This is a genomic window from Tissierella creatinophila DSM 6911 (genome assembly GCF_001940565.1).
In the GTDB taxonomy this organism is placed as follows: domain Bacteria; phylum Bacillota; class Clostridia; order Tissierellales; family Tissierellaceae; genus Tissierella_A; species Tissierella_A creatinophila.
On sequence record NZ_LTDM01000001.1, the window covers coordinates 46,473 to 68,861 of the forward strand.

Annotated in this window: 29 protein-coding genes; all 29 read left to right on the forward strand. The window is 27.5% G+C overall.

Annotated features, from left to right (window positions below):
* Positions 1 to 6: 6 nt before the first annotated feature.
* The 29 genes from TICRE_RS00230 to spoIVB all read left to right on the forward strand — a co-directional run bounded on the left by TICRE_RS00230 (position 7) and on the right by spoIVB (position 22,381).
* Entirely contained in the window at positions 7 to 1,059 is a 1,053-nt protein-coding gene (locus TICRE_RS00230; protein ID WP_075724023.1) for a type IV pilus twitching motility protein PilT, read from the forward strand.
* A 12-nt stretch (positions 1,060 to 1,071) separates the two neighbouring features.
* Positions 1,072 to 2,271: a type II secretion system F family protein gene (locus TICRE_RS00235; RefSeq protein ID WP_075724024.1), complete on the forward strand. Its 1,200-nt coding sequence runs from the start codon at positions 1,072 to 1,074 to the stop codon at positions 2,269 to 2,271.
* Positions 2,272 to 2,327: 56 nt separating this feature from the next.
* Positions 2,328 to 2,783 (forward strand): type II secretion system protein, encoded by a 456-nt coding sequence (locus TICRE_RS13695; RefSeq protein WP_075724025.1) that lies wholly within the window; start codon positions 2,328 to 2,330, stop codon positions 2,781 to 2,783.
* Positions 2,784 to 2,785: 2 nt separating this feature from the next.
* Positions 2,786 to 3,541, forward strand: a complete 756-nt coding sequence (locus tag TICRE_RS00245) for a prepilin peptidase (protein ID WP_075724026.1) — start codon at positions 2,786 to 2,788, stop codon at positions 3,539 to 3,541.
* Positions 3,542 to 3,554: 13 nt separating this feature from the next.
* Positions 3,555 to 4,610: a pilus assembly protein PilM gene (pilM, locus tag TICRE_RS00250; RefSeq protein WP_075724027.1), complete on the forward strand. Its 1,056-nt coding sequence runs from the start codon at positions 3,555 to 3,557 to the stop codon at positions 4,608 to 4,610.
* Positions 4,607 to 5,218 carry a PilN domain-containing protein gene (locus TICRE_RS00255; protein WP_075724028.1) on the forward strand — a complete coding sequence of 204 codons (612 nt, stop codon included), beginning with the start codon at positions 4,607 to 4,609 and terminating at the stop codon, positions 5,216 to 5,218. The genes pilM and TICRE_RS00255 overlap by 4 nt, the downstream gene beginning before the upstream one ends.
* A complete protein-coding gene (locus TICRE_RS00260) occupies positions 5,163 to 6,089 on the forward strand; it encodes a LysM peptidoglycan-binding domain-containing protein (RefSeq protein WP_075724029.1) in 927 nt (308 codons plus the stop codon). The genes TICRE_RS00255 and TICRE_RS00260 overlap by 56 nt, the downstream gene beginning before the upstream one ends.
* 22 nt (positions 6,090 to 6,111) lie before the next feature.
* Complete coding sequence (locus TICRE_RS00265; protein WP_075724030.1) at positions 6,112 to 6,573, forward strand: type II secretion system protein; 462 nt, start codon at positions 6,112 to 6,114, stop codon at positions 6,571 to 6,573.
* Between the two features lie 11 nt (positions 6,574 to 6,584).
* Positions 6,585 to 6,959, forward strand: a complete 375-nt coding sequence (locus tag TICRE_RS00270) for a hypothetical protein (RefSeq protein ID WP_075724031.1) — start codon at positions 6,585 to 6,587, stop codon at positions 6,957 to 6,959.
* Entirely contained in the window at positions 6,928 to 7,560 is a 633-nt protein-coding gene (locus TICRE_RS00275) for a PilW family protein (protein ID WP_075724032.1), read from the forward strand. The genes TICRE_RS00270 and TICRE_RS00275 overlap by 32 nt, the downstream gene beginning before the upstream one ends.
* A 1-nt stretch (position 7,561) precedes the next feature.
* Positions 7,562 to 8,608: a hypothetical protein gene (locus tag TICRE_RS00280; RefSeq protein ID WP_075724033.1), complete on the forward strand. Its 1,047-nt coding sequence runs from the start codon at positions 7,562 to 7,564 to the stop codon at positions 8,606 to 8,608.
* A gap of 110 nt (positions 8,609 to 8,718) precedes the next feature.
* Entirely contained in the window at positions 8,719 to 9,276 is a 558-nt protein-coding gene (gene efp, locus TICRE_RS00285) for an elongation factor P (RefSeq protein ID WP_075724034.1), read from the forward strand.
* Between the two features lie 31 nt (positions 9,277 to 9,307).
* Entirely contained in the window at positions 9,308 to 9,640 is a 333-nt protein-coding gene (locus tag TICRE_RS00290; RefSeq protein ID WP_075724035.1) for a CD1247 N-terminal domain-containing protein, read from the forward strand.
* Positions 9,641 to 9,763: 123 nt separating this feature from the next.
* Positions 9,764 to 10,759: a stage III sporulation protein AA gene (spoIIIAA, locus tag TICRE_RS00295; RefSeq protein ID WP_075724036.1), complete on the forward strand. Its 996-nt coding sequence runs from the start codon at positions 9,764 to 9,766 to the stop codon at positions 10,757 to 10,759.
* The gene (locus tag TICRE_RS00300; RefSeq protein ID WP_075724037.1) at positions 10,746 to 11,270 is read left to right on the forward strand and encodes a stage III sporulation protein AB; all 525 of its coding nucleotides are present in this window, start codon (positions 10,746 to 10,748) and stop codon (positions 11,268 to 11,270) included. The genes spoIIIAA and TICRE_RS00300 overlap by 14 nt, the downstream gene beginning before the upstream one ends.
* A 12-nt stretch (positions 11,271 to 11,282) precedes the next feature.
* On the forward strand, positions 11,283 to 11,480 hold the full coding sequence (gene spoIIIAC, locus TICRE_RS00305; protein ID WP_075724038.1) for a stage III sporulation protein AC: 198 nt from the start codon (positions 11,283 to 11,285) through the stop codon (positions 11,478 to 11,480).
* An 11-nt stretch (positions 11,481 to 11,491) separates the two neighbouring features.
* A complete protein-coding gene (gene spoIIIAD, locus TICRE_RS00310; protein WP_075724039.1) occupies positions 11,492 to 11,878 on the forward strand; it encodes a stage III sporulation protein AD in 387 nt (128 codons plus the stop codon).
* A gap of 11 nt (positions 11,879 to 11,889) precedes the next feature.
* Positions 11,890 to 13,026 (forward strand): stage III sporulation protein AE, encoded by a 1,137-nt coding sequence (gene spoIIIAE / locus TICRE_RS00315; protein WP_075724040.1) that lies wholly within the window; start codon positions 11,890 to 11,892, stop codon positions 13,024 to 13,026.
* A 12-nt stretch (positions 13,027 to 13,038) separates the two neighbouring features.
* Positions 13,039 to 13,632, forward strand: a complete 594-nt coding sequence (spoIIIAF, locus tag TICRE_RS00320; RefSeq protein WP_075724041.1) for a stage III sporulation protein AF — start codon at positions 13,039 to 13,041, stop codon at positions 13,630 to 13,632.
* Between the two features lie 11 nt (positions 13,633 to 13,643).
* On the forward strand, positions 13,644 to 14,225 hold the full coding sequence (locus TICRE_RS00325) for a hypothetical protein (protein WP_075724042.1): 582 nt from the start codon (positions 13,644 to 13,646) through the stop codon (positions 14,223 to 14,225).
* Between the two features lie 11 nt (positions 14,226 to 14,236).
* Positions 14,237 to 14,935 carry a SpoIIIAH-like family protein gene (locus TICRE_RS00330; RefSeq protein ID WP_075724043.1) on the forward strand — a complete coding sequence of 233 codons (699 nt, stop codon included), beginning with the start codon at positions 14,237 to 14,239 and terminating at the stop codon, positions 14,933 to 14,935.
* Between the two features lie 72 nt (positions 14,936 to 15,007).
* Positions 15,008 to 15,400 carry an Asp23/Gls24 family envelope stress response protein gene (locus tag TICRE_RS00335; protein WP_075724044.1) on the forward strand — a complete coding sequence of 131 codons (393 nt, stop codon included), beginning with the start codon at positions 15,008 to 15,010 and terminating at the stop codon, positions 15,398 to 15,400.
* Between the two features lie 129 nt (positions 15,401 to 15,529).
* Positions 15,530 to 15,940, forward strand: coding sequence for a transcription antitermination factor NusB (gene nusB, locus TICRE_RS00340; RefSeq protein ID WP_075724045.1), 411 nt, complete (start codon positions 15,530 to 15,532; stop codon positions 15,938 to 15,940).
* 23 nt (positions 15,941 to 15,963) lie between these two features.
* A complete protein-coding gene (gene xseA / locus TICRE_RS00345) occupies positions 15,964 to 17,202 on the forward strand; it encodes an exodeoxyribonuclease VII large subunit (RefSeq protein ID WP_075724046.1) in 1,239 nt (412 codons plus the stop codon).
* A gap of 5 nt (positions 17,203 to 17,207) precedes the next feature.
* The gene (gene xseB / locus TICRE_RS00350; protein WP_075724084.1) at positions 17,208 to 17,456 is read left to right on the forward strand and encodes an exodeoxyribonuclease VII small subunit; all 249 of its coding nucleotides are present in this window, start codon (positions 17,208 to 17,210) and stop codon (positions 17,454 to 17,456) included.
* Positions 17,443 to 18,312: a polyprenyl synthetase family protein gene (locus TICRE_RS00355; RefSeq protein WP_198927437.1), complete on the forward strand. Its 870-nt coding sequence runs from the start codon at positions 17,443 to 17,445 to the stop codon at positions 18,310 to 18,312. Before xseB ends, TICRE_RS00355 begins: the two co-directional genes overlap by 14 nt.
* Positions 18,313 to 18,388: 76 nt before the next feature.
* Entirely contained in the window at positions 18,389 to 19,195 is an 807-nt protein-coding gene (locus TICRE_RS00360) for a TlyA family RNA methyltransferase (RefSeq protein ID WP_075724047.1), read from the forward strand.
* Between the two features lie 25 nt (positions 19,196 to 19,220).
* Complete coding sequence (gene recN / locus TICRE_RS00365) at positions 19,221 to 20,918, forward strand: DNA repair protein RecN (RefSeq protein WP_075724048.1); 1,698 nt, start codon at positions 19,221 to 19,223, stop codon at positions 20,916 to 20,918.
* Between the two features lie 188 nt (positions 20,919 to 21,106).
* Positions 21,107 to 22,381, forward strand: a complete 1,275-nt coding sequence (gene spoIVB / locus TICRE_RS00370) for a SpoIVB peptidase (protein ID WP_233120106.1) — start codon at positions 21,107 to 21,109, stop codon at positions 22,379 to 22,381.
* The last annotated feature ends 8 nt before the right edge of the window (positions 22,382 to 22,389 follow it).

The following is a 22,389-nucleotide window of genomic DNA, read 5'->3' on the forward strand; positions in this document are numbered from 1 at the left end:
GATGAAATGAATTTAATAGAACTTTTAAATTTAGGAATAGAAAAAAATGCTTCAGACATTCATATAACAGTTGGTATGCCTCCTATTCTTAGAATAAATGGTGAATTAATTGCATTAGAAAAACCAGTGCTTATGCCTGATGACACTAAAAAATTAGTTTTTGAAGTTTTAACAGAAAAGATGATTGTAAACTTAGAAAAAAGTGGAGAAATAGACAGATCCTTTTCTTCTAAAGGTATAGGAAGGTATCGAATAAATGCTTTTAAACAAAGAGGAAGTTTTGGAATGGTCTTAAGGATAATCCCTCTTAGAATTCCTTCTATGGATGATTTAAAACTTCCAGCGGCTATAAGAGAACTCTCCTCTTTAAGAAGGGGACTTCTTCTTGTAACAGGCCCAACAGGTAGTGGTAAATCTACTACTCTTGCATCTCTAATTGATAAAATAAACCATGAGAGAAGCTGTCATATTCTAACACTAGAAGACCCTATAGAATACCTTCATAAGCACAATAAGTCTATAGTAAATCAAAGAGAAATAGGAAGTGACTCTACAAGTTTTACTTCCGCGCTAAGGTCTTCGCTAAGACAAGACCCTGATGTTATATTAGTAGGAGAAATGAGGGATTTAGAAACCATATCTATAGCTTTAACGGCAGCTGAAACAGGTCACCTTGTTCTTTCAACCCTTCATACATCAGGAGCTGCTAAAACAATAGATAGAATAATAGATGTATTTCCACCTCACCAACAGCAACAGATAAGAGTTCAACTTTCATCTGTACTTCAAGGGGTTATATCCCAACAATTACTTCCAACTAAGAAAAATGATGGAAGAATTGCAGCTTTTGAAATAATGATGATCACATCAGCTATTAGAAATTTAATAAGAGAAGATAAAATCCATCAAATAGATACAGCTATACAAACAGGGGCAAGCTTTGGAATGATGACTATGGATACAAGTATTTTAAATCTATATAAAAATGGATTTATAGATAAAAATACTGCTATAAAGCAGGCAATAAATGAAAGTCATATAAAAAAATATATTATATAAGAGGGGAATATTATGATATATAAATATAAAGCGATAAATGGAAATGGAGAAATAGTAGAAGGTTTTTTCGAATCATCAAGTGAATCAGAAGTAATAAATATGCTTAAAAATGAAGAATATATGCCGATATCAGTAGAAAAGGATATAGAAAAATCTGCTAAAATAGAAATACGCACTAGTAAAGTAAAGAAAAAAGATCTAGCTATATTTTGTAGACAGTTTTATACTATGGTAGATGCGGGTATATCTATTATAAGGTGCTTAGATATACTATCAGTTCAAACTGAAAATAAAACTTTAAAAAAATCCTTAGAATCCATATATATAGATTTACAAAAGGGAATAACTCTTTCAGGGGCTATGAAAAGACATGAAAAGACTTTTCCACCTATACTAATAAATATGATAGAAGCAGGAGAGGTAAGTGGAAATCTAGACAATATACTAGAGCGAATGGCAGTGCACTTTGAAAAGGAAAATAAATTGGAAAGCAAGATAAAATCTGCACTTATATATCCAGTAGTTTTAATCGTTGTTTCAATAGCGGTAGTTATATTTATGCTAGTAGGAGTTATGCCTACATTTATAGAGATGTTTGAAAACAGTGGGGCAGAACTTCCATCTATTACTCTTTTATTGCTAAATTCAAGTAAGTTTTTACAAAGGTATTGGTACCTAATCTTTGGAGGAATAGCAGCTTTAAGTTTTTTATTTATATACTATAAGAGTACAAAAGAAGGTAAAAAAGCACTAGCACTTTTAAAGATAAAAACACCTTTTATTAAGATTACAAATCAAAAGATAATCACATCAAGGTTTACCAGAACTCTTTCAACTCTTATGAGTTCAGGTATACCACTACTTGAAGCTCTGGAAATAGTGGGGAACATAGTAAACAATGCAGTTATAAAAGAAAGATTGCAGGATGGAATGGAAGGAATAAAAAAAGGAGTATCGCTTTCTAAAACTATAAGAGATATGGAAGTATTTCCACCTATGGTCTATTCAATGGTAAATATAGGAGAAGAATCAGGTTCACTAGATAATATACTAATAAAAACAGCAGACTTCTACGATGAAGAAGTAGAACTATCACTTCAAAAGATGACAACTCTAATAGAACCAGTACTATTAATAGCCATGTCGGTAGTAATAGGTTTTATAGTTATAGCAATGGCACTACCTATGTTTGATCTCGTAAACACAATTTAATCGTTATTAATGCTTTAAAAGTATTTAATATAAAACAAATTTAAGGGGGAATAAAAATGTTAAAGAAACTAACACAAAAAAGAAATAGAAAAGGTTTTACACTTGTAGAACTAGTAGTAGTTATAGCAATATTGGGTATATTAGCAGCAATAGCAGTGCCGAGGTTGTCTGGAACAAGAAATCAGGCAGGTGTAGCAGCTGATAAAGCTACAGCAGCAAGTATAGCAAAAGCAGCGGAGTTATATGCGTCTACTGAAAATGCAGATGCTGATAAAATAGCATCATTTACTAATGAAAAGGGAGCAATTCAAGATGGAGTGACTGTTCCAGATCCTCATGAATTACAAACAAAAGACTTAATAGAAAAAACTTTGAAACCTCAACAAAAAGATAAAAAGAACTTTGTTCTAAATTATAATGCAACAAAAAAAGTTTTCTATATAACCTATGACAAGGCTAGTACTACTGCAACAGAGGTTCTATATCCAGAAAAATTTGATCCTACCAAATAAACATGACTACACTAATCCTACTCTACGGACTAATAATAGGGTCGTTCCTAAATGTATGTATTTATAGAATTGCAAAGGGGGAGAGTATTTCTTTTCCCCCTTCCCATTGTGGAAGTTGTAATGAAAAGATAAACTGGTATGATAATATACCAGTATTTTCTTATCTAATTTTAAGGGGAAGATGCAGAAATTGTGATTCCAAGATATCAATTCAATATCCTTTAATAGAAGCTTTAAACGCCATTATTTATATTATCCTTTTTAAAAGTTTTGGACTTAGCATAGACTCTCTAGCCTATGCATTTATCCTTTCAACTTTGATAGTAGTTTTTTTTATAGACTTAAACCATATGATTATACCGGACAAGTTAGTTTTAACTATCTTTATATTTGAAATATTACATAAGATTGTTTTGTATTTTCTCAATAGAGAAACGTATCTAAAGACAAGTATACTTGGAGCTGTTTTAGCGGGGGGGATATTTTTACTTATAGTTATAATCTCTCGTGGAGGCATGGGAGATGGAGATATTACCCTTATATCATCCCTTGGTTTTATATTGGGAGTAAAGCTAATACTATTAAATATATTTTTATCATTTTTAATAGGAGCTATTGTTTCGTTAGTACTATTAGCTCTCAAGATAAAGACTAGAAAGGATCCTATTCCTTTTGGTCCATTTATTATCATCGCATTTTTTATAGTATTATTATTTGGAAATAGAATTATCGATTTATATATGCATTTATTTATTTAAGGAGGCAGTTAATTTGAAACTTAGATCTAAAAAAGTTCTTTCTATGGACTTTGACACAAGAAGTATAAAGATGGCTGAAGGTATATTTAAAAAGGGGAAACTAAATATAGAGGCTACATTTTTACTAGATTTACCAGAAGGGGTATATGAAGATGGATATATAAATGATAAAAATCTTTTAAGCGAAATAATGGATTCTTTTTTAAGACTTAACAATATAAAGACTGATAACATAGTAGCTGTTGTAAATTCTTCAGATATTTTAACCCGTGATATAATCATTCCAAGTGTAGGAGAAGATGAGATAGAAGGCATATTAAAATACAAGATAGCAGACTATATACCCATAGACCCTGAGGACTATATAGTTCAGTATATAAATGAAGGTGTCTTTATGGAAAATGGTAATGAAAAATTAAAGCTTTTTATAGTAGCTATGCCAAAGACACTTGCCAAACAACACTTTGATCTTTTAAGAGATTTGGATTTAAAACCTCGAATTTTAGACTTTCAAAGTAATGCCATAAGAAAATTTTTATCTTTTAATGAAACTATTGAGAAAAATTCTATCATTAAAGAAAAAACTATTGCTTCTATAAATGTAGAGTTTGCCACTACAAATCTAACCATACTTAAAGATGAAGCGATAGAAATATCTAGAAACATTCCTCTGGGAATAAAAAACATATTGGAAAATGTCGATGTTAATTTAAATTTAACAGAAAGAGAAATCTTAGATAGCATCTTTAGTTTTAAAAAGTCAGATAAATCTAGTCTAACAGAGGAAGAAAATCTAGAAATTACTGGGGCTTTAAACAATCTGTTATCTAGATTGTTTGATAGTTTAGAGATGGTATTTAGATATTATAGCTCTCAAGAACAAAACAATAAGATAGATTTAATAATTTTGCAGGGAAGCATTGCAGATGTGGATGATATAAAAGAAAGGTTTGAAAATTATTTGAATATAAAAACTTTAAGTATAAATTCATTAAATGGATTATTGGATAAAAATCTAGACATATATTCAAATGCTATAGGTAGTTTAATAAGAGGTGAAAGTATATGAATGATATAAATTTTTTCAAACCATATCTTGGGAAAAAGAAGATTAATTTTAATAATAAGTTCTTTTTATCTATATTACTTTTAATTATTTCTTTATCTATATTGGGATATGGGGTAATAAATCACTTAAAGATAAATAAACTTTCTGAAAAAGTACTTGAATTTCAAAAGGTTGCAGAAAATCCTAAAGTTCTAAAAAGAGTAGAAGAGATAAAGTTGGAAGAAGAAGAGTTAAATGCATTTAAACTAGAAGTTGAGTCTATCAGAGATTTAAAGAAGTCTTTAGTTAAAAAAGACATTATAGGATCATTATATATAGATGCTATAATAAGCAAAAGACCTAATGATCTATTTCTTACAAGTCTTTATATAACACCTGAAAATGTAAGTATAACTGGGATATCAAATAATAGATTAAGCATAGCAGAGTTTGCAAAGGGACTAGAGTCTATAGAAGGACTTGGAGATATATTTGTTTCAAATATAGTAAGAGAAGAAACAGATTATAAATTTGAACTAGAAAGCAATCTTTTAGAAGAAGAGGAGGTAGAAGATGGAACAGTCAAAGAGAAAGATGAAGAACCAGAAGAAGACGAGAAGGAAAATTGATGTAAGAGAACTTACTAATAATGAAAGAACTCTTATAACTCTTTTAGCTATTGTTATCTTATTTTGGCTTAGCTTTAAATATATAATAGATCCACAAATTCTTAAGATTTCTACCTTGGAATCTAAAATGAATGCTTATGCGCTAGAAGTAGAAGAAAACAATAGAATAATTAAAAACAGTGAAGTGATATTAGATGAAAAAAGCAAACTTTTTATAGAAAAGCAAAATATAGAAAAAGACTTTTTTAAAAGTTTAAATCAACCTCAAATCATCTATGTATTAAATGAACTTTTATTGAAAAGTGATATAGAGATGGATAGCATAAGTTTTAGTAAGCCTTTTATGGAAACTTTAAATGCACAAGAAATACAAAAGATGGATATTTCGATACCGTTTAAAGGAAGTTTTTCATCATTAAATGAAATAATTAAAAGCTTAGAAACTGAAACTCGTAAGATAGTTATAAACAATATAGATATTCAAAAGGGTGAAGAGACAGAGATAACGGGAAATATAAGCTTAGGGGTATATAGCTTAAGCGGTATAGTAGAAGGTAAAGATGAAGATCTTCCTATAGAAACTACAGATGAAAACAAGTTAAATCCCTTTATTCCATATGAAGGATATGTAGATTTAAGTAAAGTAGAAGATAATTCTTCAGAAGAAATAGAGAGTGGACAAGCAGAGGATAAGCCTATAGAAGAGTCAATTTATGACACTTATAAAGCGATTAAAGGAGATAATATTTCTTATATATCTAAGAGAAAATATGGAACGGAAAAGTATGTAGATGAGATATTAAGTTTAAATGGTATGTTAAGATCTAGTATACTACCTATTGGAAAAGAATTAAAGCTTAAGAAAAAGTAAATTTCTCTAGTGGAGGATTTTTATGAAAAATCGAACTGCTTATACCTTAGTTGAGATAATAGTAGTGATTGCTTTACTTGGAATAATTATAGCAATGACTATACCTCATACTAATTATTTTAAAGCTATAAGGGAATCTTTAGAAATTAAAGAATTAAAAAGAGATATATTATTTACTAGAAATAAGGCGATAATAGATTCCAAAATATATAGAATCAAATTTATTGAAGATGATAATAGTTATACAATTTCTACAGGATCAGCATCTGAATCTATTACTATAAAGACAAAACATTTTGAGCATGGAATCAAATTAAATACAAAAGAAGGTTCAAAGACATTTATTTTTAACTCTAATGGCACTACTACTGATAGTGGAACTATTTATTTTTTGGACAGACTTGGAAATCAACATAAATTAAGCATTACTCCAGTTTCTTGTAAGGTTAATATTGAAAAAGAGATTCAACCTATAAAAAAATAGGAGGAGAATTTATGAAAAGAAATGGGCTTATATTTTTTGATATAATTATGGGGCTATTTGTAATCAGTCTTGTAGTAGTAGTATTATTTCCCATCTTAAGCTTAACTCAGAAAAGTTTTATTCATCATAAAAAACTAGCTCAAATGTCATATATATCAGAATCTACAATAGAAAGATTAACTCTTAAAGATAAGAAGTCTTTAGAATTTTTAGAAGAACTTGAAACATATGGGGAATTAGAATATCCTTATTTAAATGATATAGATTATAAGTCTATTGTAAAATTAGCAAGTGATAATCCTTATCTATGGGAAATAAGTGTTACTGTAAAAGAAGCTAAAGGTGGTGAAGATAATGTGCAACTTAACGCCACAATACGGAGGTAAAAGAGGATTTACTTTGGTAGAGCTAATCCTTGGTATAGCCATTATGTCACTACTTATAATTACGTTTTATACTGCTTTAAGTTTCAATTTAAAAGTAAATGAAAGTAGTCTTTTAGAAGATGAGATCCTTTTAAATGGCAGATATACATTAGAATATATAAAAGAAGAAATAATATCAGCAGATAGAATTGTATCTTCTAATAGATTTAAAGATTTGGATACAAAGTTTCCAACAAATATTGGATTTGTAATAGTAAAAGTTATAGATTATGAGAAATTAGAGTCTAAAAGAAATGATAATAAAAAACCTAATACTGAGAAAAAGGAATATATATATAAAGAAAAGGATTGCAACTATATAACTTACTATTTTAAAGAAGACTCTATTATAAGGATTAGTGGAAAAGCACCTAGTAATATATTTCCCTATGCTGATATATTTGAGGGATATAACCAAATTGGAGAAGGACTTTTAGAAACTTCTAAGATAACTCTACAAAAAGATAATCTTATAAATATCGACTTATCACTTGGGAAAGATAAAAAAGAAATTTCTAATTTTAAGTCTACTATAATTGTAAGATGCCCAGTGGTACGATGATATGAGAGGATTATTTAGAAATAGAAAGGGAAGTATAACTATAATAGGTCTCTATATCTTTATTATAATGACAGCTTCTACTACTATGATGCTATATTTTGCTACATTACAATCACTAATTTCTAAAAATCAATTAGAAAAAGTGCAAGCAAGATACGATAATGAAAATGATCTAAATAAACTAATATATTATGATGAAAATCTAGATAAGTATATTAAAGATAAAATATTTAGGCGATATAGATCAGGTTTTGAACCTGATGATGATAAATATATTATTGATTTTGAAAAGGATGATGAATTAAAAAAGTCTATAAAACAAGCATTTTTCAAGATAAGGAATATAGATGATAGAGAGTGTATATTCTTTGATATAAGTTCAAAATATAATAATATAATTTACAATACTGTAGCTTATGGACCATTTATAAACAATATATTTGAATGTAATAAACCTTTTCTAAGCGAAGAGTCTCTATTTGATTTAGATAAAAAGATGTTTTTAGATTTTATAACACAAATGGAAAAAGAAAATTGGGATTATGATTGTAAGGTAAATACCAATTCAAGAAAAATAAACATAGATAAGAATTCGGATTTAAAATTAATTTCAAACAATTCAAGAGATAATTTATTTTCTTCGAAAAGGCTTATGATAAATTCTGGATTAGCAAATGAAAAGATTATAAGTTTTACTTATGAGTCTATAATAGTTCATTTAAAAAGTGATGGTATAAAAGATAAAAACTTAACAATAGGTAGCAAGGAAGATGAAGGTTTAATTAAAATGAATGGAGTACTCTATATAGAAGGAGATTTGATTATAAATCAAGATTTTGAGTTTTTAGGTTTAATTATAATAAACAATGGAGATATAATTATTAATTCAGAAAAAAAGCCTATAATTAATGGTATGCTTCTGTACAAAGGGGATACAATAGACATAGACTCTATAACTTTAGTATATGATCAAAAAAACATATATAAGAGTGCATCTTTTTTACCAGGATTTTTAGATATAGATATAGATGTTATTAAGAAATATTAAACTTTCTTAAAATATACTTACTTGGCACTTGTGATAAATACTAGATATTGGTATAATGAGAATTAAGATTATCTTTTTTTTAATAGGTAAGTTACGATAGGAGGAAAACTATGATTTCAGCAGGTGATTTTAGAAAAGGTGTTACTTTTGTAATGGATGGAGATGTGTATCAAGTAATTGACTTTCAGCACGTGAAGCCAGGTAAGGGAGCTGCTTTTGTTAGAACTAAGATTAGGAATGTTCTTACTGGTTCAACTCGTGATAACACATTTAATCCAACAGAAAGATTTGAAAAAGCAAATATAGAGACTACGGAAATGCAGTACTTATATAACGATGGTGAACTATACTACTTTATGAATTTAGAGTCATATGAACAAATTCCTTTAGAAAGAGAAGCTGTAGAAGAGGCTATAATGTACTTAAGGGAAAACGACAATGCAACTCTTAGATTCTTTAAAGGAAAAGCCTTTGAGGTAATACCACCTAATTTTGTAGAATTAGAGGTTACAGAAACAGAGCCAGGAATCAAAGGTGACACATCTAGTGGTGCTACTAAACCTGCTACGTTAGAAACAGGACTTACTTTAAATGTTCCTTTATTTGTAAATTTAGGAGATAAGATAAGAGTTGATTCTCGTACAGGGGATTATATGTCTAGAGTTTAAACTTTATAAAATAACAATTGGAGGGATTATTATGAATTATTTATTTCAAAAAGTATCTTATTTACAAGGTCTAGCTGAAGGTTTAGGAGTAGATGATACTAGCAATGAGGGTAAACTATTATTACAAATAATAGATGTACTTGGAGAATTTACTGAAGTATTAGATGAGGTAGTAGAAGATCAAGTAGGATTAGAAGAATATGTAAGTTTTATAGATGAAGATCTATCTGATGTTGAAGATGAGGTATACGATGATTATGATGAGTTTGATGAATATGATGATTTTGACTTTGAAGACTATGATGAATTTGAACTGAATGATGATTGTTTAGACTGTGGCGATTCATGCAATTGCGAAGAATAGAAAAAACAAAACTTTAAAAAATAAAAAAAGAAACATAAAATCTTGAGATTTTATGTTTCTTTTTTTATTTTTGTCATATTTTTTTATTTAATTCATAGAATTTATATAAAGGAGGACAAGGCTATGAAGAGAAAAACAGAAACTTTCGAAAATTTATGTAGATTTATAACTGAAGATATAAGACAAACTCTATTAAGGCTTCCTAAAGAATATAAGGAAGATATAGAAGAAATTAGACTTAGAAACAACAAACCTTTAAATATATATATTAAAGGCAAAAACTTCTTTGTAGGGAAAAATGGTACTGTTCTAGAAAGTGAAAAAGAAGGGTTAATAATAAAAGATGATGATATAAAAAATACATTTCAACTTATTACAAATCATTCAGTATATGCTTTTAGTGAAGAGATCAAGAATGGATTTATAACAATAACTGGAGGCCATAGAGTTGGAATAGGTGGTAAAACAGTATATGGATTAGATAAAATTGAAGATATCACAAATATATCTTCTTTAAATTTTAGAATAGCTCGTGAAAAAAAAGGTATATCAGATTTTTTAATTCCAAATTTAATAGATGAAAACAATGACTTTTATAACACATTAATAATTTCTCCACCTCAATGTGGTAAGACTACTCTTCTTAGAGATATTATAAGAAATTTAAGTAATGGAAAAGATAATGAGTTTGAAGGTTTTAAAATTGGCCTTATAGATGAAAGATCAGAGATAGCAGGAGTTTACAGAGGAGTATCTCAAAATGATGTAGGACTACGTACGGATATATTAGATGGATGTTTAAAATCACATGGAATAATTATGTTAATTAGGTCTATGTCACCTGAAATAATCGCAGTAGATGAAATTGGAGGAGTAAAAGATATAGAAGCTATAGGAGAAGGTTTAAGGGCTGGTATTAAATTTATAGCTACTGTTCATGGAAGTAGTCTAGATGAAATAAAATGTAAAAAAAACTTAAATGAAATTATAAACGAAAAAATCTTTAAAAGATATGTTGTTTTAGATAGATCTAGGGGAGTTGGAACTATAAGAGAAATCATAAATGGTAAGAGTTTTAAAAAAATTGATTTAAAGAGTGATAATTATGGGTCTAGTTAAAGGATTATTTTCTCTTATAGTTCTAATATCATCGAGCTTATTAGGAATACTTTATGGAGGAGTTTTTAGTAAAAGGGAGAGAAGTCTAAAAGATTTAGAATACAATATAAGACTATTAGAAAGTGAAATAATAGCGGGTAATTCTACACTCCCACTCGCTTTAGAAAACACATATAAAAAAGGTAAAGGAGAGATAAAGAATGTTTTTCTAAGTATAAAAGAAGATCTTTTAGATAATGGAAGAGAAGATATATTTAAAAGTTTTATAGCACAAGAAAATTTACTTCAAAAAAAATATATGCTAAAAAAAGAAGATATAAGTATATTTTTATTTTTAGGTAAAATATTAGGAAAAACAAATAAAGAAGATCAACAAAAAAACTTACACTTTATAATAAAGCAAATCCAAAACATAAAAGAAGAGGCAAGTTTAGAAAAAAATAACAATGTAAAGCTCTATAGAACCTTAGGTGTCTTACTGGGCGTTGGGATAATAATTATAATGATATAGGAGAGATGATATATGGATGTAGATTTAATATTTAAGATAGCAGGACTTGGAATGATAGTTGCTGTGATTCATATTGTACTTGATAAATCAGGCAAGGAAGAGTACGCATATTTAGTTACTTTAGTAGGGGTTGTAATTGTACTTGGGGTTGTTATAAATTTGGTAAGCAAACTATTTGATAATGTAAAAGTTTTATTTAAGCTTTACTAGGGGTGATACAAATGGAAATATTTCAAATAGTAGGTTTAGGTATAATTGCTACAATCATGATAGTTATTTTAAAAGATTTTAGACCTGAATTTATAATTTTTATTTCTATAATTACTGGTTTAATTATATTTTCACTTATCTTAAATAAGTTAGTATATGTAGTGGATGTTATGAAGAATTTATCTCTAAAGGCAAATTTAGAGATTGAGTATTTTTCTATTATATTAAAGATAATAGGAATGAGTTATATAGTTGAATTTGGATCTCAAATTTGTAGAGATGCAGACCAAAACTCTATAGCTATGAAAATAGAGTTAGCAGGAAAGGTTAGTATAATGATTTTAGCAATTCCCATACTTATGTCTCTTATGGATCTTATTTTAAAAATTTTACCTTAAGGATGAGATAGATGAAGAAAATAATTAGTGTAATTTTAATTCTATTGTTTTTTTCTGGATTTGTTTATGCTGAAATAGACGATTTGGATTTAGGAATAGATACTAAAGAAATAGATAGATTTACAAATGATTTAGTTAAAGAAAAGGATTTAAATTTAAATTTTAATGTAAAAGATATAGTAAAAAAGATAGTTAAAGGAGAAAAAATAATAGATAGTGAAGCTATAAAAAAAAATATAGCAGATATATTTTTAAAAGAAATTAAAATAGCTTTAGGATTATTATCAAAAATTCTTATAATTAGTATTATCTCTAGTATATTAAATAATCTTCAAAATTCTTTTGAAAACTCCTCTGTAAGTGAACTATCAAATATTATAACATATATCATGATAGCCATACTTGTTATAACAAGTTTTAATGACATAATAGAAATGGCCAAGCTATCAATAGATAAAATGATTAGTTTTATGCAAGTTTTACTACCTTTACTATTAAGTCTTTTAGTTATAGGTGGAGGTCCTAATACAAAGATAATATTTCACCCTATGATTCTTTCTACGGTAAACATTATAGGGATTATGATTAAAAACTTTATTTTTCCTTTAATTTACTTTTCTTTTATTATAAGTATTTTATCTAATATCTCAGAGAGAGCTCAATTTAAAAATCTTACTGATGTAGCGAGAAAAGTAATTATATTTACAATAACAGGATTTTTTACTATATTTATTGGATTACTTACCATATATGGATTGTCTAGTAAAATAGATGGTATAAGCATAAGAACTGCTAAATTTGCTATAGATAATGCGGTACCTATTGTAGGAAAATTTTTATCTGATTCGGTAGATGCAGTTATAGGATCTATAGGGATTCTAAAAAATGGAATAGGAATAATGGGACTTATGGTATTAGGGCTTATTATACTTCTTCCGATGATAAAGATGGCAGTAATATTATTAGTTTATAATTTAACATCCGCTATTATAGAACCAATAGCATCTAAAAATATAGTAAAATTCTTTGAAGATGTCTCCAAGAGTATTACTTTAATTCTTATAAGTACTATGTCACTTGGAATTATGTTTTTTATAACTATAACAATTATAGTAGAAGCTGGAAATAATTTATTGATGCTAAGGTAGGTGAAACAAAAGATGATTAGTGAATTTATATATTCTTGGTTAAAAGATATAGTTGTACTTTTTATAATAATAACTTTGGTAGATTTAATAATGCCAAAGGGAACTATGAAAAGGTATATAGATATTTTTATAGGATTGATACTAATTTACATGGTAGTGTCACCTTTTCTAAAACTAACCTCGATTGATTTTAAATTAGATAGACCTGTTTTAGAAAGTTTTAATCAATATGAAACAAATGATGTGGATTTTATAGAAGACCAGTCTGAAAAGATAGAAGAATTATATATAGAAAAACTAAATTCTAGAATAACATCATTAGTAAAAGATAGTACTAAATATCAGATAGATAGTATAGATATAAACATAGAAAGAGAAGAAAAGTATTTTGGTGAGATTAAAAGTATACAAATAGTTTTGTCAGAAGAATTTAATGAAGATATGGGAAAAACCAATGGGAAAATAAATATTCAAAAAGTAAAAAAGATATCTTTAGAGGAAAAAGGAATGATAAAGGATGATATTAGCTTCCAAAACATAAAAAAATTAATAGCAGAAGAATTAGAAATAAATAAAGATCTAATATATATCAATATAAAAACTTAGGAGGATGAAAAATGGATAAAATTCTAAGAAGAATAAAAGAACAGTTTAAAAACCTAGAAGATAAAAAAATTATAGGTTACTTAATAGTTATTTTAATAAGTGCTAGTTTAATCTTAACTTTTTTAAAGGGAATCTCCCCTAAAGAACAAAAAGATATTAAAGGAGTAATAAAGGAAGATTCTACTGAATACAATAGTGAAGTAAGAGTAGAAGATTATGCAGGAATATTGGAAAAAAAGCTTGTCCACATTTTAAAAAAGTTAGAAGGAGTGGGAGAAGTTAGTGTAATGTTAACCTTGGAAGATAGTAGTGAAAAGATACCTGCAGCTAATACTACTAAGAGCCGGGAAAGTACAAAAGAAACTGATGCTGAAGGGGGAATACGGGAGATAACAAGAGAAGATGAGTCAAAACAATTATTAAATTCATCTGATAATATTGTAGTCTTAAAGGAAATAAGACCTAATATTAAAGGTGTAATAGTTATAGCAGAAGGGGCAGAGAATGCAGAGATTTTAGAAAAGATTTATTTAGCAGTACAAACTGTATTGGGACTTACAACTAATAAAGTACAAGTTTTTTCAAGTAAATAGGAGGGAAAATTATGTTTAAAATTAAAAGACCAGCTATTATAGGATTACTGTTAGTATTACTAGTTTTTACAGGTTACTTAAATTATGAATTAACTCAGCAAGCATTAAAAAAGACCTCAGCTGAATATAAAAAACACGAATTATCAGAGAAGGTTGACTATAAAAAAAGTGATATGTTAGCTGATAAAAATAAAGAAAAAGATTTTGAAATTGTAGATTCTGAGGAATCTAATAATACTAACAATCCCTTAGAAAGCGTAGATAAAGATACAACTTCTAATACAGATAATATTAAAGAAGTTGTAAATACTAATAAAGAAACAGTAGATAAGATTATCAATAAAGAAGTATCAGCTAATAGCAGAAACTATTTTATTGAATATAAATTATCTCGCGATAAACTTAGAGCTAGTTTGGTAGATAGACTTGACACTATAGTAAAAAATGATAAGACAGATTCTAAGATTAGAAGTGAAGCTCAAAATGAAATTATTACTATAGGGAAAATTTCAGAAAAGGAACTAAAGATTGAAGGATTAATTAAAGCCAAAGGATTTGAGGAAGTTTTAGTAGTTTTAACAGAGGAGGATGTAAAAGTAATTGTATCTATAGATGATTTATCTGAACAAGATATGGTTAAAATATTAGATATTGTGAAAGAAGAAACTAAATTTGATATAAACAATATAAAAATAATTAAAAAACAATAGAAATATTTGTAAAGGATATACTCCTTTGATATAATAGCTTTAGAAGTTAATGGAACCTTGGAGGTGTCTGTAATGACAGAAAATATAATAAATGATGAAAAAGAATTTGGAAGTATTAAAATTTCTAATGATGTGATAGCTACAATAGCAGGTATTGCAGCTACTGAAGTAAAAGGAGTAGCTGGAAAAAGTATGGGTTTTACAGGTGGAATAACAGAAATGTTAGGAATGAAAAACCTTACAAAAGGAGTAAAGGTAGAAATTACAAATAGGGTAGCTAAAATTGATATTTCTATTATAGTAGAATATGGAGTTGACATAGCTACAACAGGTAAAAATGTACAAGAAAACATAAAGAAATCAGTAGAAACTATGACAGATCTTTTAGTGCCTGAAGTAAATGTAAATATTCAAGGAGTAAATATGGAAAAAGAAGAAAAAGAAGATGAGCTAGTAGTTCAATAGTAAAATTACCCTCTGTTTTCACAGAGGGTAATTTTAAATGTATATGTATGAATTTATCCAAACTAAGGGTATAATATTAGTATTAGCTTTATCATTAAAACAGATTTACACTAATTAGGAGGAAAGTGCATGAGTAGGAAACAGGCAAGAGAAGGTGCAATGAAGTTATTATATCAGATGGAATCAAATGATGATTTCTCAGATAATGAAATGAGGGTTTTCCTGGAGAACTTTCCATTTGATGAAAAGGAAGAAAAGTATATAATTGAGAGCATAAATACAATAAAAGAAAATTTAGAAGATATTGATTCCCATATAAAACAAAATTTAGAGAGTTGGTCTATACATAGACTTGCTAAAGTAGATTTAGCAGCACTTAGAATTTCTATATATGAAATTCTCTATAGAAAAGATATCCCTACAGAAGTATCTATAAACGAAGCAATTGAAATAGTTAAAAAGTATAGTAATAATGATTCCTTTAAGTTTATAAATGGAGTATTAGGCGGGTTTGTAAAAAATATAAATGAAAAGAAGTAAAAAATACAACAAAATAGAATTTAATGATTAAAGAAGTTATAATCAAAGGGGTGATTAAGATAAAACCTTTAAAGGTAAGTGAATTAAACAATTATATTAAAAAGATTTTTTCTTCAGATATGATTCTTTCAAACATACAAATTGAAGGTGAAATATCAAATTTTAAAAAACATATAAGTGGACATTTATATTTTTCTTTAAAAGACAATAATTCACTCATAAAATGTGTTATGTTTAGAGGCGATGCACTTAATATAGTTTCTAATTTAGCAGAAGGACAAAAAATTATTGCAGAAGGATATGTATCTATATATGAAAGAAATGGAGAATACCAATTATATATAAAAAAAATCAAAGATAATGGAGTGGGCGAACTTTATGAAGCTTATGAAAATCTAAAAATAAAATTAGAAAATGAAGGGCTATTTGAAAGTAGATTTAAAAAAGAATTGCCTTTTTTACCTAGCAATATAGGTGTTGTAACTTCACCTACTGGGGCGGCCGTTCATGACATTATAAATATAATAAACAGAAGGTTTCCATCTTGTAAGATTACTATCTATCCTTCTTTGGTTCAAGGCATGAATGCTCCTAAGGAAATTATAAAAGCTCTAAAATTTTTAGATAATAATGAAGCTATAGACCTTATCATAGTGGGTAGAGGTGGAGGATCTATGGAGGACTTATTTTGCTTTAATGATGAAGACTTAGCTAGATGTATATTCAATTTAAAGACACCGATAATATCTGCTGTGGGTCATGAAACTGACTTTACAATAGCGGATTTTATATCTGATTTAAGAGCTCCTACACCATCAGCTGCTGCTGAACTTGCAGTTCCAGATGTAGAACATTTAAGTCACAATCTAAATTCTTTATATTATGATTTAAAAAATTCTTTTAAAAAACATCTAAGATACAGGGAGAATTCTATCAATATCATAAAAGGTGAACTTAAATATAATAACCCTTATCTGAAGTTAAGAAATAATAGACAAGATTTGGACATGCTTTTAAAAGATTTTGTATCCTCTACAGATAATAATATAAATGAGAAATTTAAATCATTAGTCAGTTTAGAAAATAAGCTTCAACTTTTAAATCCTTTATTAGCCTTAGAGAATGGATATGGAATACTTACAAATAAAGATGGAGATATTATAAGGTCTGTAGAAAGTTTAAAATTAAACGATATTATAAACATTAAGATCAAAAATGGTGAATTAAAAGTAATATTAAAGGAAATTAAAAAGGAGAGTTGATGGATATGGAAGAAAAAAAGTTATCCTATGAAGACGCTTTTAAGCAATTGGAAGATATTGTAGAAAAGTTAGAGGGTGATAAATCTTCTTTGAATGAATCAGTTGAACTATTTAAAAAAGGTGTTGAACTCTATAAATATTGCAATAATCTTCTTTCAAATGCAGAAGGAGAAGTTAAAGTTCTTTTAGATAATTCGAATGATTCTTTAATTGAATTGGACTTTTTAGGGGAGGCTGAGGGTGATAGTTTTTAACGAGATGAAAGAAATTATAAACAAAATAGATGAAAGCCTTTATTCATATTTACATCTTAAAGGTAAATATCAACAAAAGATATATGAAGCTATAAAATATAGTTTATTCACAGGTGGTAAAAGACTACGACCTATATTAGCTATAAAAACATTTGAATTATTTAAAGAAAATACTCAAGCAGTTATTCCTTTTGCATGTGCTATAGAAATGATACATACATATTCTCTTATACATGATGATTTGCCTGCCATGGATGATGATAAAATAAGAAGGGGTAATCCCACAAACCATATTGTTTTTGGAGAGGCATTGGCTATTTTAGCTGGAGATGGGTTGTTAAATTTAGCATTTGAAACTATGCTAAAAGATACTATAAAATCTGCTAAAGATTTTGAGGATTATAAAACTCGTGTAAGAATTATGGAGATTATTTCAAATTGTTCTGGTGTAGAGGGAATGATAGGAGGACAAGTTGTAGATTTACTTGCGCATGATGAAAATATGGATGAAGATAAATTAAACTTTATGTATAGTGCTAAGACTTCTGCTCTTTTTGAGGCGAGTGTTTTAACAGGTTCGATTCTTGGAGGAGCTGATGAAGTAGAATTAGAGATTATGCATAAGTTTGCTAAGAATATTGGTCTTGCATATCAAATTAAAGATGATTTCTTAGATGTAAATGAAGATGAAGCGATAAATAAATATACATTTTTAAGTTTTAATGATAATGGTAAGGCCGTGAATAAATTAGATAAACTTACAAATGATGCATTAAATGAGTTAGATAAGTTGAAAAATAGAGATACAGAGTTTTTAAGAGAATTAACTATCTATCTTTTAAATAGGAAAAAATAAGGTTTATTTAATAAAAGCTCCCTTGTCAAAATCTAAAAATAATAAAAAATCTTCAAAGGATCAAAAGGTGAAAATGATGAAAAAAAGAGCTGATGTTCTATTATTTGAAAAAGAGCTTGTAAGCTCTAGAGAAAGATCTAAAAAAGTTATTCTAGAAGGTCTAGTCTACATAGGTGATAAAAAGGTTAGTAAGCCTTCTGAGATGTTCTCAGATGATTTAAATATAGATATAAAGGTCAATCCATTAGTATACGTTAGTAGGGCTGGATTAAAGCTTAGAAAGGCTATTGATGAGTTTGATTTAAACTTAAATAATTTAGTGGCTATGGATATAGGATCTTCTACCGGTGGATTTACAGAATGCATGTTAAATGAGGGTATAAGAAAAGTTTATGCTATAGATGTGGGTAAAGATCAATTAGTAGAAGAGTTAAGAAATGATACTAGAGTAATTGTAATGGAAGAGACCAATATAAGGGATTTAACTAGAAATGATATAGAAGAAGATATAGATTTTATTTCAATAGATGTTTCTTTTATATCTTTAAAACTAGTGCTACCTATAACAAATAATTTTTTGACTACAGGTGGAGAAATTGTGGCTTTAGTAAAACCACAATTTGAAGTAGGTAAAGAAAATATAGGGAAAAAAGGAATTGTTAAGGATAAAAAATTACATTTTAAGGTATTAGAATCTATAATAGATTATTGTGTAAGTTTAGGTTTTGAAGTAAAAAGTCTAACATTTTCACCTATTGTAGGATCTAAAGGGAATATAGAATTTTTAATTTATCTAAAAAAAAGTGATATAGATATAAAGAAGTGTATTTCAAAAGCATTAATATCCGATGTTATAGATACAGCACACAAGAATTTAGAATGATTTTTAATATTCGGAGGAGATAAGTATGCTAGTAGAATTAAATATTAGAAATTTTGCTATAATTAAAGATTTAAGAGTACAGTTTACTAGAGGATTAAATCTTCTAACTGGAGAAACGGGTTCTGGAAAATCTATAATAATTGAAGCTTTAGGGATTATATTAGGAGGTAGAGGTACTAAAGAACTAATAAGAACAGGTGAAGAAAAATCATTTCTTCAAGCTGTCTTTTTAGTTGAACATTTAGATAAAATGAAATCACTTTTAGATAAACATGGTATAGAGATAGAAGAAAATAGACTTTTAATAATCTCTAGGGAAATTTCACTTCATTATCCTAGTATGTCTAGGATTAATGGAAGAACTGTAACATTATCTATATTAAATGAGATTACTTCTAATCTAGTAGATATATTCGCTCAACATGAACATCAATCTTTACTAAATATAGTAAATCATAAAACATTAATTGATTCATTTGGGGATAAAGATTTTAAAGATTTAAAGCTTGGGATTAAGATAAAACATATAGAATATACAAAAGAAAAAAAAGCTTTATCTCAAATGAACTTAGATTCGAGTCAGAGGGAGAGAGAAATAGATTTACTAAGATATCAAATAGAAGAGATAGAAAACTCTAACTTAGATAATGAAGATGAAGTAGAACTAGAAAACGAATTTAATAAGATATCTAATATTAAGTCTATTAAAAGTTCTATAGAAGAAATACTTGAAGAATTTAATAGTGATAATTATGAAAAAATCTCAGTTTTAAAATCAATTAACAGAAGTGTCGGTATATTAAATAATATTTTAAAATATGATAGTAATTTAAAAGAATTTTTTGATAGATTAGAAGATATAAACTTTGAACTTAGAGATATCAGTGATGAACTAAATCATTACTCTGAAAACATGGATATAAATGAAGAAAAGCTTTATGATTTAAATGAAAAAATAGATATACTAAATAGATTAAAGAAAAAATATGGTAATACTATAGAAGAGATACTAAAATATAAAGAAAATGCTTCAAATAAACTGGAAAAACTTTTAAACTATGAATATGAAATTGAAAATCATAAGACTATGGTAAGGAAATATGAAAAAGAGTTAAATGATTTATCCTTGGAGCTTAGTAATAAAAGGAAGATTATAGCAAAAGAATTAGAAAAAAGAATTTCTTATGAATTAAAAGATTTGAATATGGGTAATATTACTTTTAAAGTTAATTTCTCTAAGAACTCTATTTTATTAAGTGATGGATTTGATATAATAGAATTCCTTATATCGACAAATATAGGTGAAGATTTGAAATCTATGTCCAAAATAGTTTCAGGTGGAGAAATGTCAAGAATAATGCTTGGATTTAAAAGTATATTAGCAGATTATGATGGAATTCCAACTCTTATATTCGATGAAATAGATACAGGAATAAGTGGTAGAACAGCTCAAGTAGTTGGAGAAAAAATATATGATATATCCAAGAAGAGGCAAGTTATATCAATTTCTCATCTTCCACAGATAGCTGCTTTAGCAGATAGTCATTATGTTATATCTAAACGTTTAAATAAAGATAAAAAAATAAACACAAATATAGTAAGGTTAACTGATGAAGAGAGAGTTATTGAACTTGGAAGACTTCTTGGAGGTGTAGATGTTACAGACACTACACTAAAACATGCTAGAGAGATGTTAGATATGACTAAAAAAATCAAAAAATAATTAAATTTAATTTTAAAAAGCATAATAGACTTTTAAAAGTCTATTATGCTTTTTTTATGTTTTTATGTATTATATAGAAGTTTTACAAAATATTAATCAGTATAAAAAGACAGAAAAAGGCTAAATTATCAGTAGAAACTAATTATTTTTATGGAGGTGAGTTATAAAAATATAAGGAGAGTGATATATTGGATAGATTAGATGGAAATAAAAAGAATATTATTTTCCCATTAATTTTATTTATAATTTTAATGGTTTTTTTATCGCTCAATCAAATACTTTTTTATCCTTCGAATTTTAAATTGATTAAAGGTGAAAATAAAACAATTAGTGCATCTTTTCCATTTTCAATTGAAATAAATAACAATGAGGAAATTGTTAAACCTATATTTAATGAACAGACCAGTTCTTTAAAACAATCTTATAATTTAAATGCTGTTTCAATAGGAAAAACTAATGTTCAGTTAAAATTATTAGGTTTAATACCAGTTAAAAATTATGATATAGATGTGGTAGATAGACCGAGACTTGTTCCCGGAGGAGATGCTATTGGAGTTAGCTTAAATACAAAGGGAGTATTAGTTGTAGCTATTACAGATGTAATAGATACAGATGGTAAGAGAACAAGTCCTGCCAAAGATGCTGGAATAAAAATAGGAGATAGCATAATAAAAATAAATGATGAAAAAATAATTTCCTCTGAACAAGTTGTAAATATCTTGAACAATGAAACCAAAAAAGTAAATATAACAATTTCCAGAAATAATGCCGAATTTAAAACAACTGCAGTACCAATTAAGGCTCTTCAAGATAATTCTTATAGATTAGGAATTTGGGTGAGAGATAAAACTACTGGTATAGGTACTTTATCTTATTACAACTATGATAATCAAAGTTTTGGAGCTTTAGGTCATGGTATAACTGATGTGGATACCGGTAAATTATTAACTGTAGAAAATGGTTTAATAATGCAGGCTAAAGTAGCTGGAATACAACAAGGAAAGCAAGGTAAACCCGGAGAAATAAAAGGTGTTTTTTATAAAACAGATGATGTATTAGGTAATATAAAGATAAATAACGAGTTGGGGATTTATGGAAATATGAAAAAAAGCACTAAAAAACAAATTGAAGGAAAACCTATACCAATTGCATTTAAAGAAGAAGTAAAAGAAGGAAAAGCTCATATATTGACAACTTTGGATGATAATAAAATAAAAAAATATGATATAGAAATAGTAAAAGCCGAGTCTCAAAATAAAGAAAATCAAAAAAGTATGATTATAAAAATTACAGATCCTGTTTTATTAAATAAAACGGGTGGAATCGTTCAAGGAATGAGTGGTAGCCCTATAATACAAAACAATAAAATAGTAGGTGCAGTTACACATGTTTTTGTAAATAATCCTAAAAAAGGTTATGGTTTATATATAGAATGGATGTTAAAACAAGAAGATAAGCTTTAAGCTTATCT

What these genes read in the sequence shown, in the direction of transcription:
- spoIIIAA (WP_075724036.1), top strand. Translation starts at nt 9,764, where the DNA reads ATGAAGAGAAAAACAGAAACTTTCGAAAATTTATGTAGATTTATAACT.
- nusB (WP_075724045.1), top strand. Translation starts at nt 15,530, where the DNA reads ATGAGTAGGAAACAGGCAAGAGAAGGTGCAATGAAGTTATTATATCAG.
- xseB (WP_075724084.1), top strand. Translation starts at nt 17,208, where the DNA reads ATGGAAGAAAAAAAGTTATCCTATGAAGACGCTTTTAAGCAATTGGAA.
- TICRE_RS00290 (WP_075724035.1), top strand. Translation starts at nt 9,308, where the DNA reads ATGAATTATTTATTTCAAAAAGTATCTTATTTACAAGGTCTAGCTGAA.
- TICRE_RS00360 (WP_075724047.1), top strand. Translation starts at nt 18,389, where the DNA reads ATGAAAAAAAGAGCTGATGTTCTATTATTTGAAAAAGAGCTTGTAAGC.
- TICRE_RS00270 (WP_075724031.1), top strand. Translation starts at nt 6,585, where the DNA reads ATGAAAAGAAATGGGCTTATATTTTTTGATATAATTATGGGGCTATTT.
- TICRE_RS00330 (WP_075724043.1), top strand. Translation starts at nt 14,237, where the DNA reads ATGTTTAAAATTAAAAGACCAGCTATTATAGGATTACTGTTAGTATTA.
- TICRE_RS00300 (WP_075724037.1), top strand. Translation starts at nt 10,746, where the DNA reads ATGGGTCTAGTTAAAGGATTATTTTCTCTTATAGTTCTAATATCATCG.
- spoIIIAE (WP_075724040.1), top strand. Translation starts at nt 11,890, where the DNA reads ATGAAGAAAATAATTAGTGTAATTTTAATTCTATTGTTTTTTTCTGGA.
- TICRE_RS00235 (WP_075724024.1), top strand. Translation starts at nt 1,072, where the DNA reads ATGATATATAAATATAAAGCGATAAATGGAAATGGAGAAATAGTAGAA.
- recN (WP_075724048.1), top strand. Translation starts at nt 19,221, where the DNA reads ATGCTAGTAGAATTAAATATTAGAAATTTTGCTATAATTAAAGATTTA.
- spoIIIAC (WP_075724038.1), top strand. Translation starts at nt 11,283, where the DNA reads ATGGATGTAGATTTAATATTTAAGATAGCAGGACTTGGAATGATAGTT.
- TICRE_RS00255 (WP_075724028.1), top strand. Translation starts at nt 4,607, where the DNA reads ATGAATGATATAAATTTTTTCAAACCATATCTTGGGAAAAAGAAGATT.
- TICRE_RS00230 (WP_075724023.1), top strand. Translation starts at nt 7, where the DNA reads ATGAATTTAATAGAACTTTTAAATTTAGGAATAGAAAAAAATGCTTCA.
- TICRE_RS00245 (WP_075724026.1), top strand. Translation starts at nt 2,786, where the DNA reads ATGACTACACTAATCCTACTCTACGGACTAATAATAGGGTCGTTCCTA.
- TICRE_RS00265 (WP_075724030.1), top strand. Translation starts at nt 6,112, where the DNA reads ATGAAAAATCGAACTGCTTATACCTTAGTTGAGATAATAGTAGTGATT.
- TICRE_RS00325 (WP_075724042.1), top strand. Translation starts at nt 13,644, where the DNA reads ATGGATAAAATTCTAAGAAGAATAAAAGAACAGTTTAAAAACCTAGAA.
- TICRE_RS00275 (WP_075724032.1), top strand. Translation starts at nt 6,928, where the DNA reads ATGTGCAACTTAACGCCACAATACGGAGGTAAAAGAGGATTTACTTTG.
- TICRE_RS00260 (WP_075724029.1), top strand. Translation starts at nt 5,163, where the DNA reads ATGGAACAGTCAAAGAGAAAGATGAAGAACCAGAAGAAGACGAGAAGG.
- xseA (WP_075724046.1), top strand. Translation starts at nt 15,964, where the DNA reads ATGATTAAAGAAGTTATAATCAAAGGGGTGATTAAGATAAAACCTTTA.
- spoIIIAD (WP_075724039.1), top strand. Translation starts at nt 11,492, where the DNA reads ATGGAAATATTTCAAATAGTAGGTTTAGGTATAATTGCTACAATCATG.
- efp (WP_075724034.1), top strand. Translation starts at nt 8,719, where the DNA reads ATGATTTCAGCAGGTGATTTTAGAAAAGGTGTTACTTTTGTAATGGAT.
- spoIIIAF (WP_075724041.1), top strand. Translation starts at nt 13,039, where the DNA reads ATGATTAGTGAATTTATATATTCTTGGTTAAAAGATATAGTTGTACTT.
- TICRE_RS13695 (WP_075724025.1), top strand. Translation starts at nt 2,328, where the DNA reads ATGTTAAAGAAACTAACACAAAAAAGAAATAGAAAAGGTTTTACACTT.
- TICRE_RS00335 (WP_075724044.1), top strand. Translation starts at nt 15,008, where the DNA reads ATGACAGAAAATATAATAAATGATGAAAAAGAATTTGGAAGTATTAAA.
- TICRE_RS00280 (WP_075724033.1), top strand. Translation starts at nt 7,562, where the DNA reads ATGAGAGGATTATTTAGAAATAGAAAGGGAAGTATAACTATAATAGGT.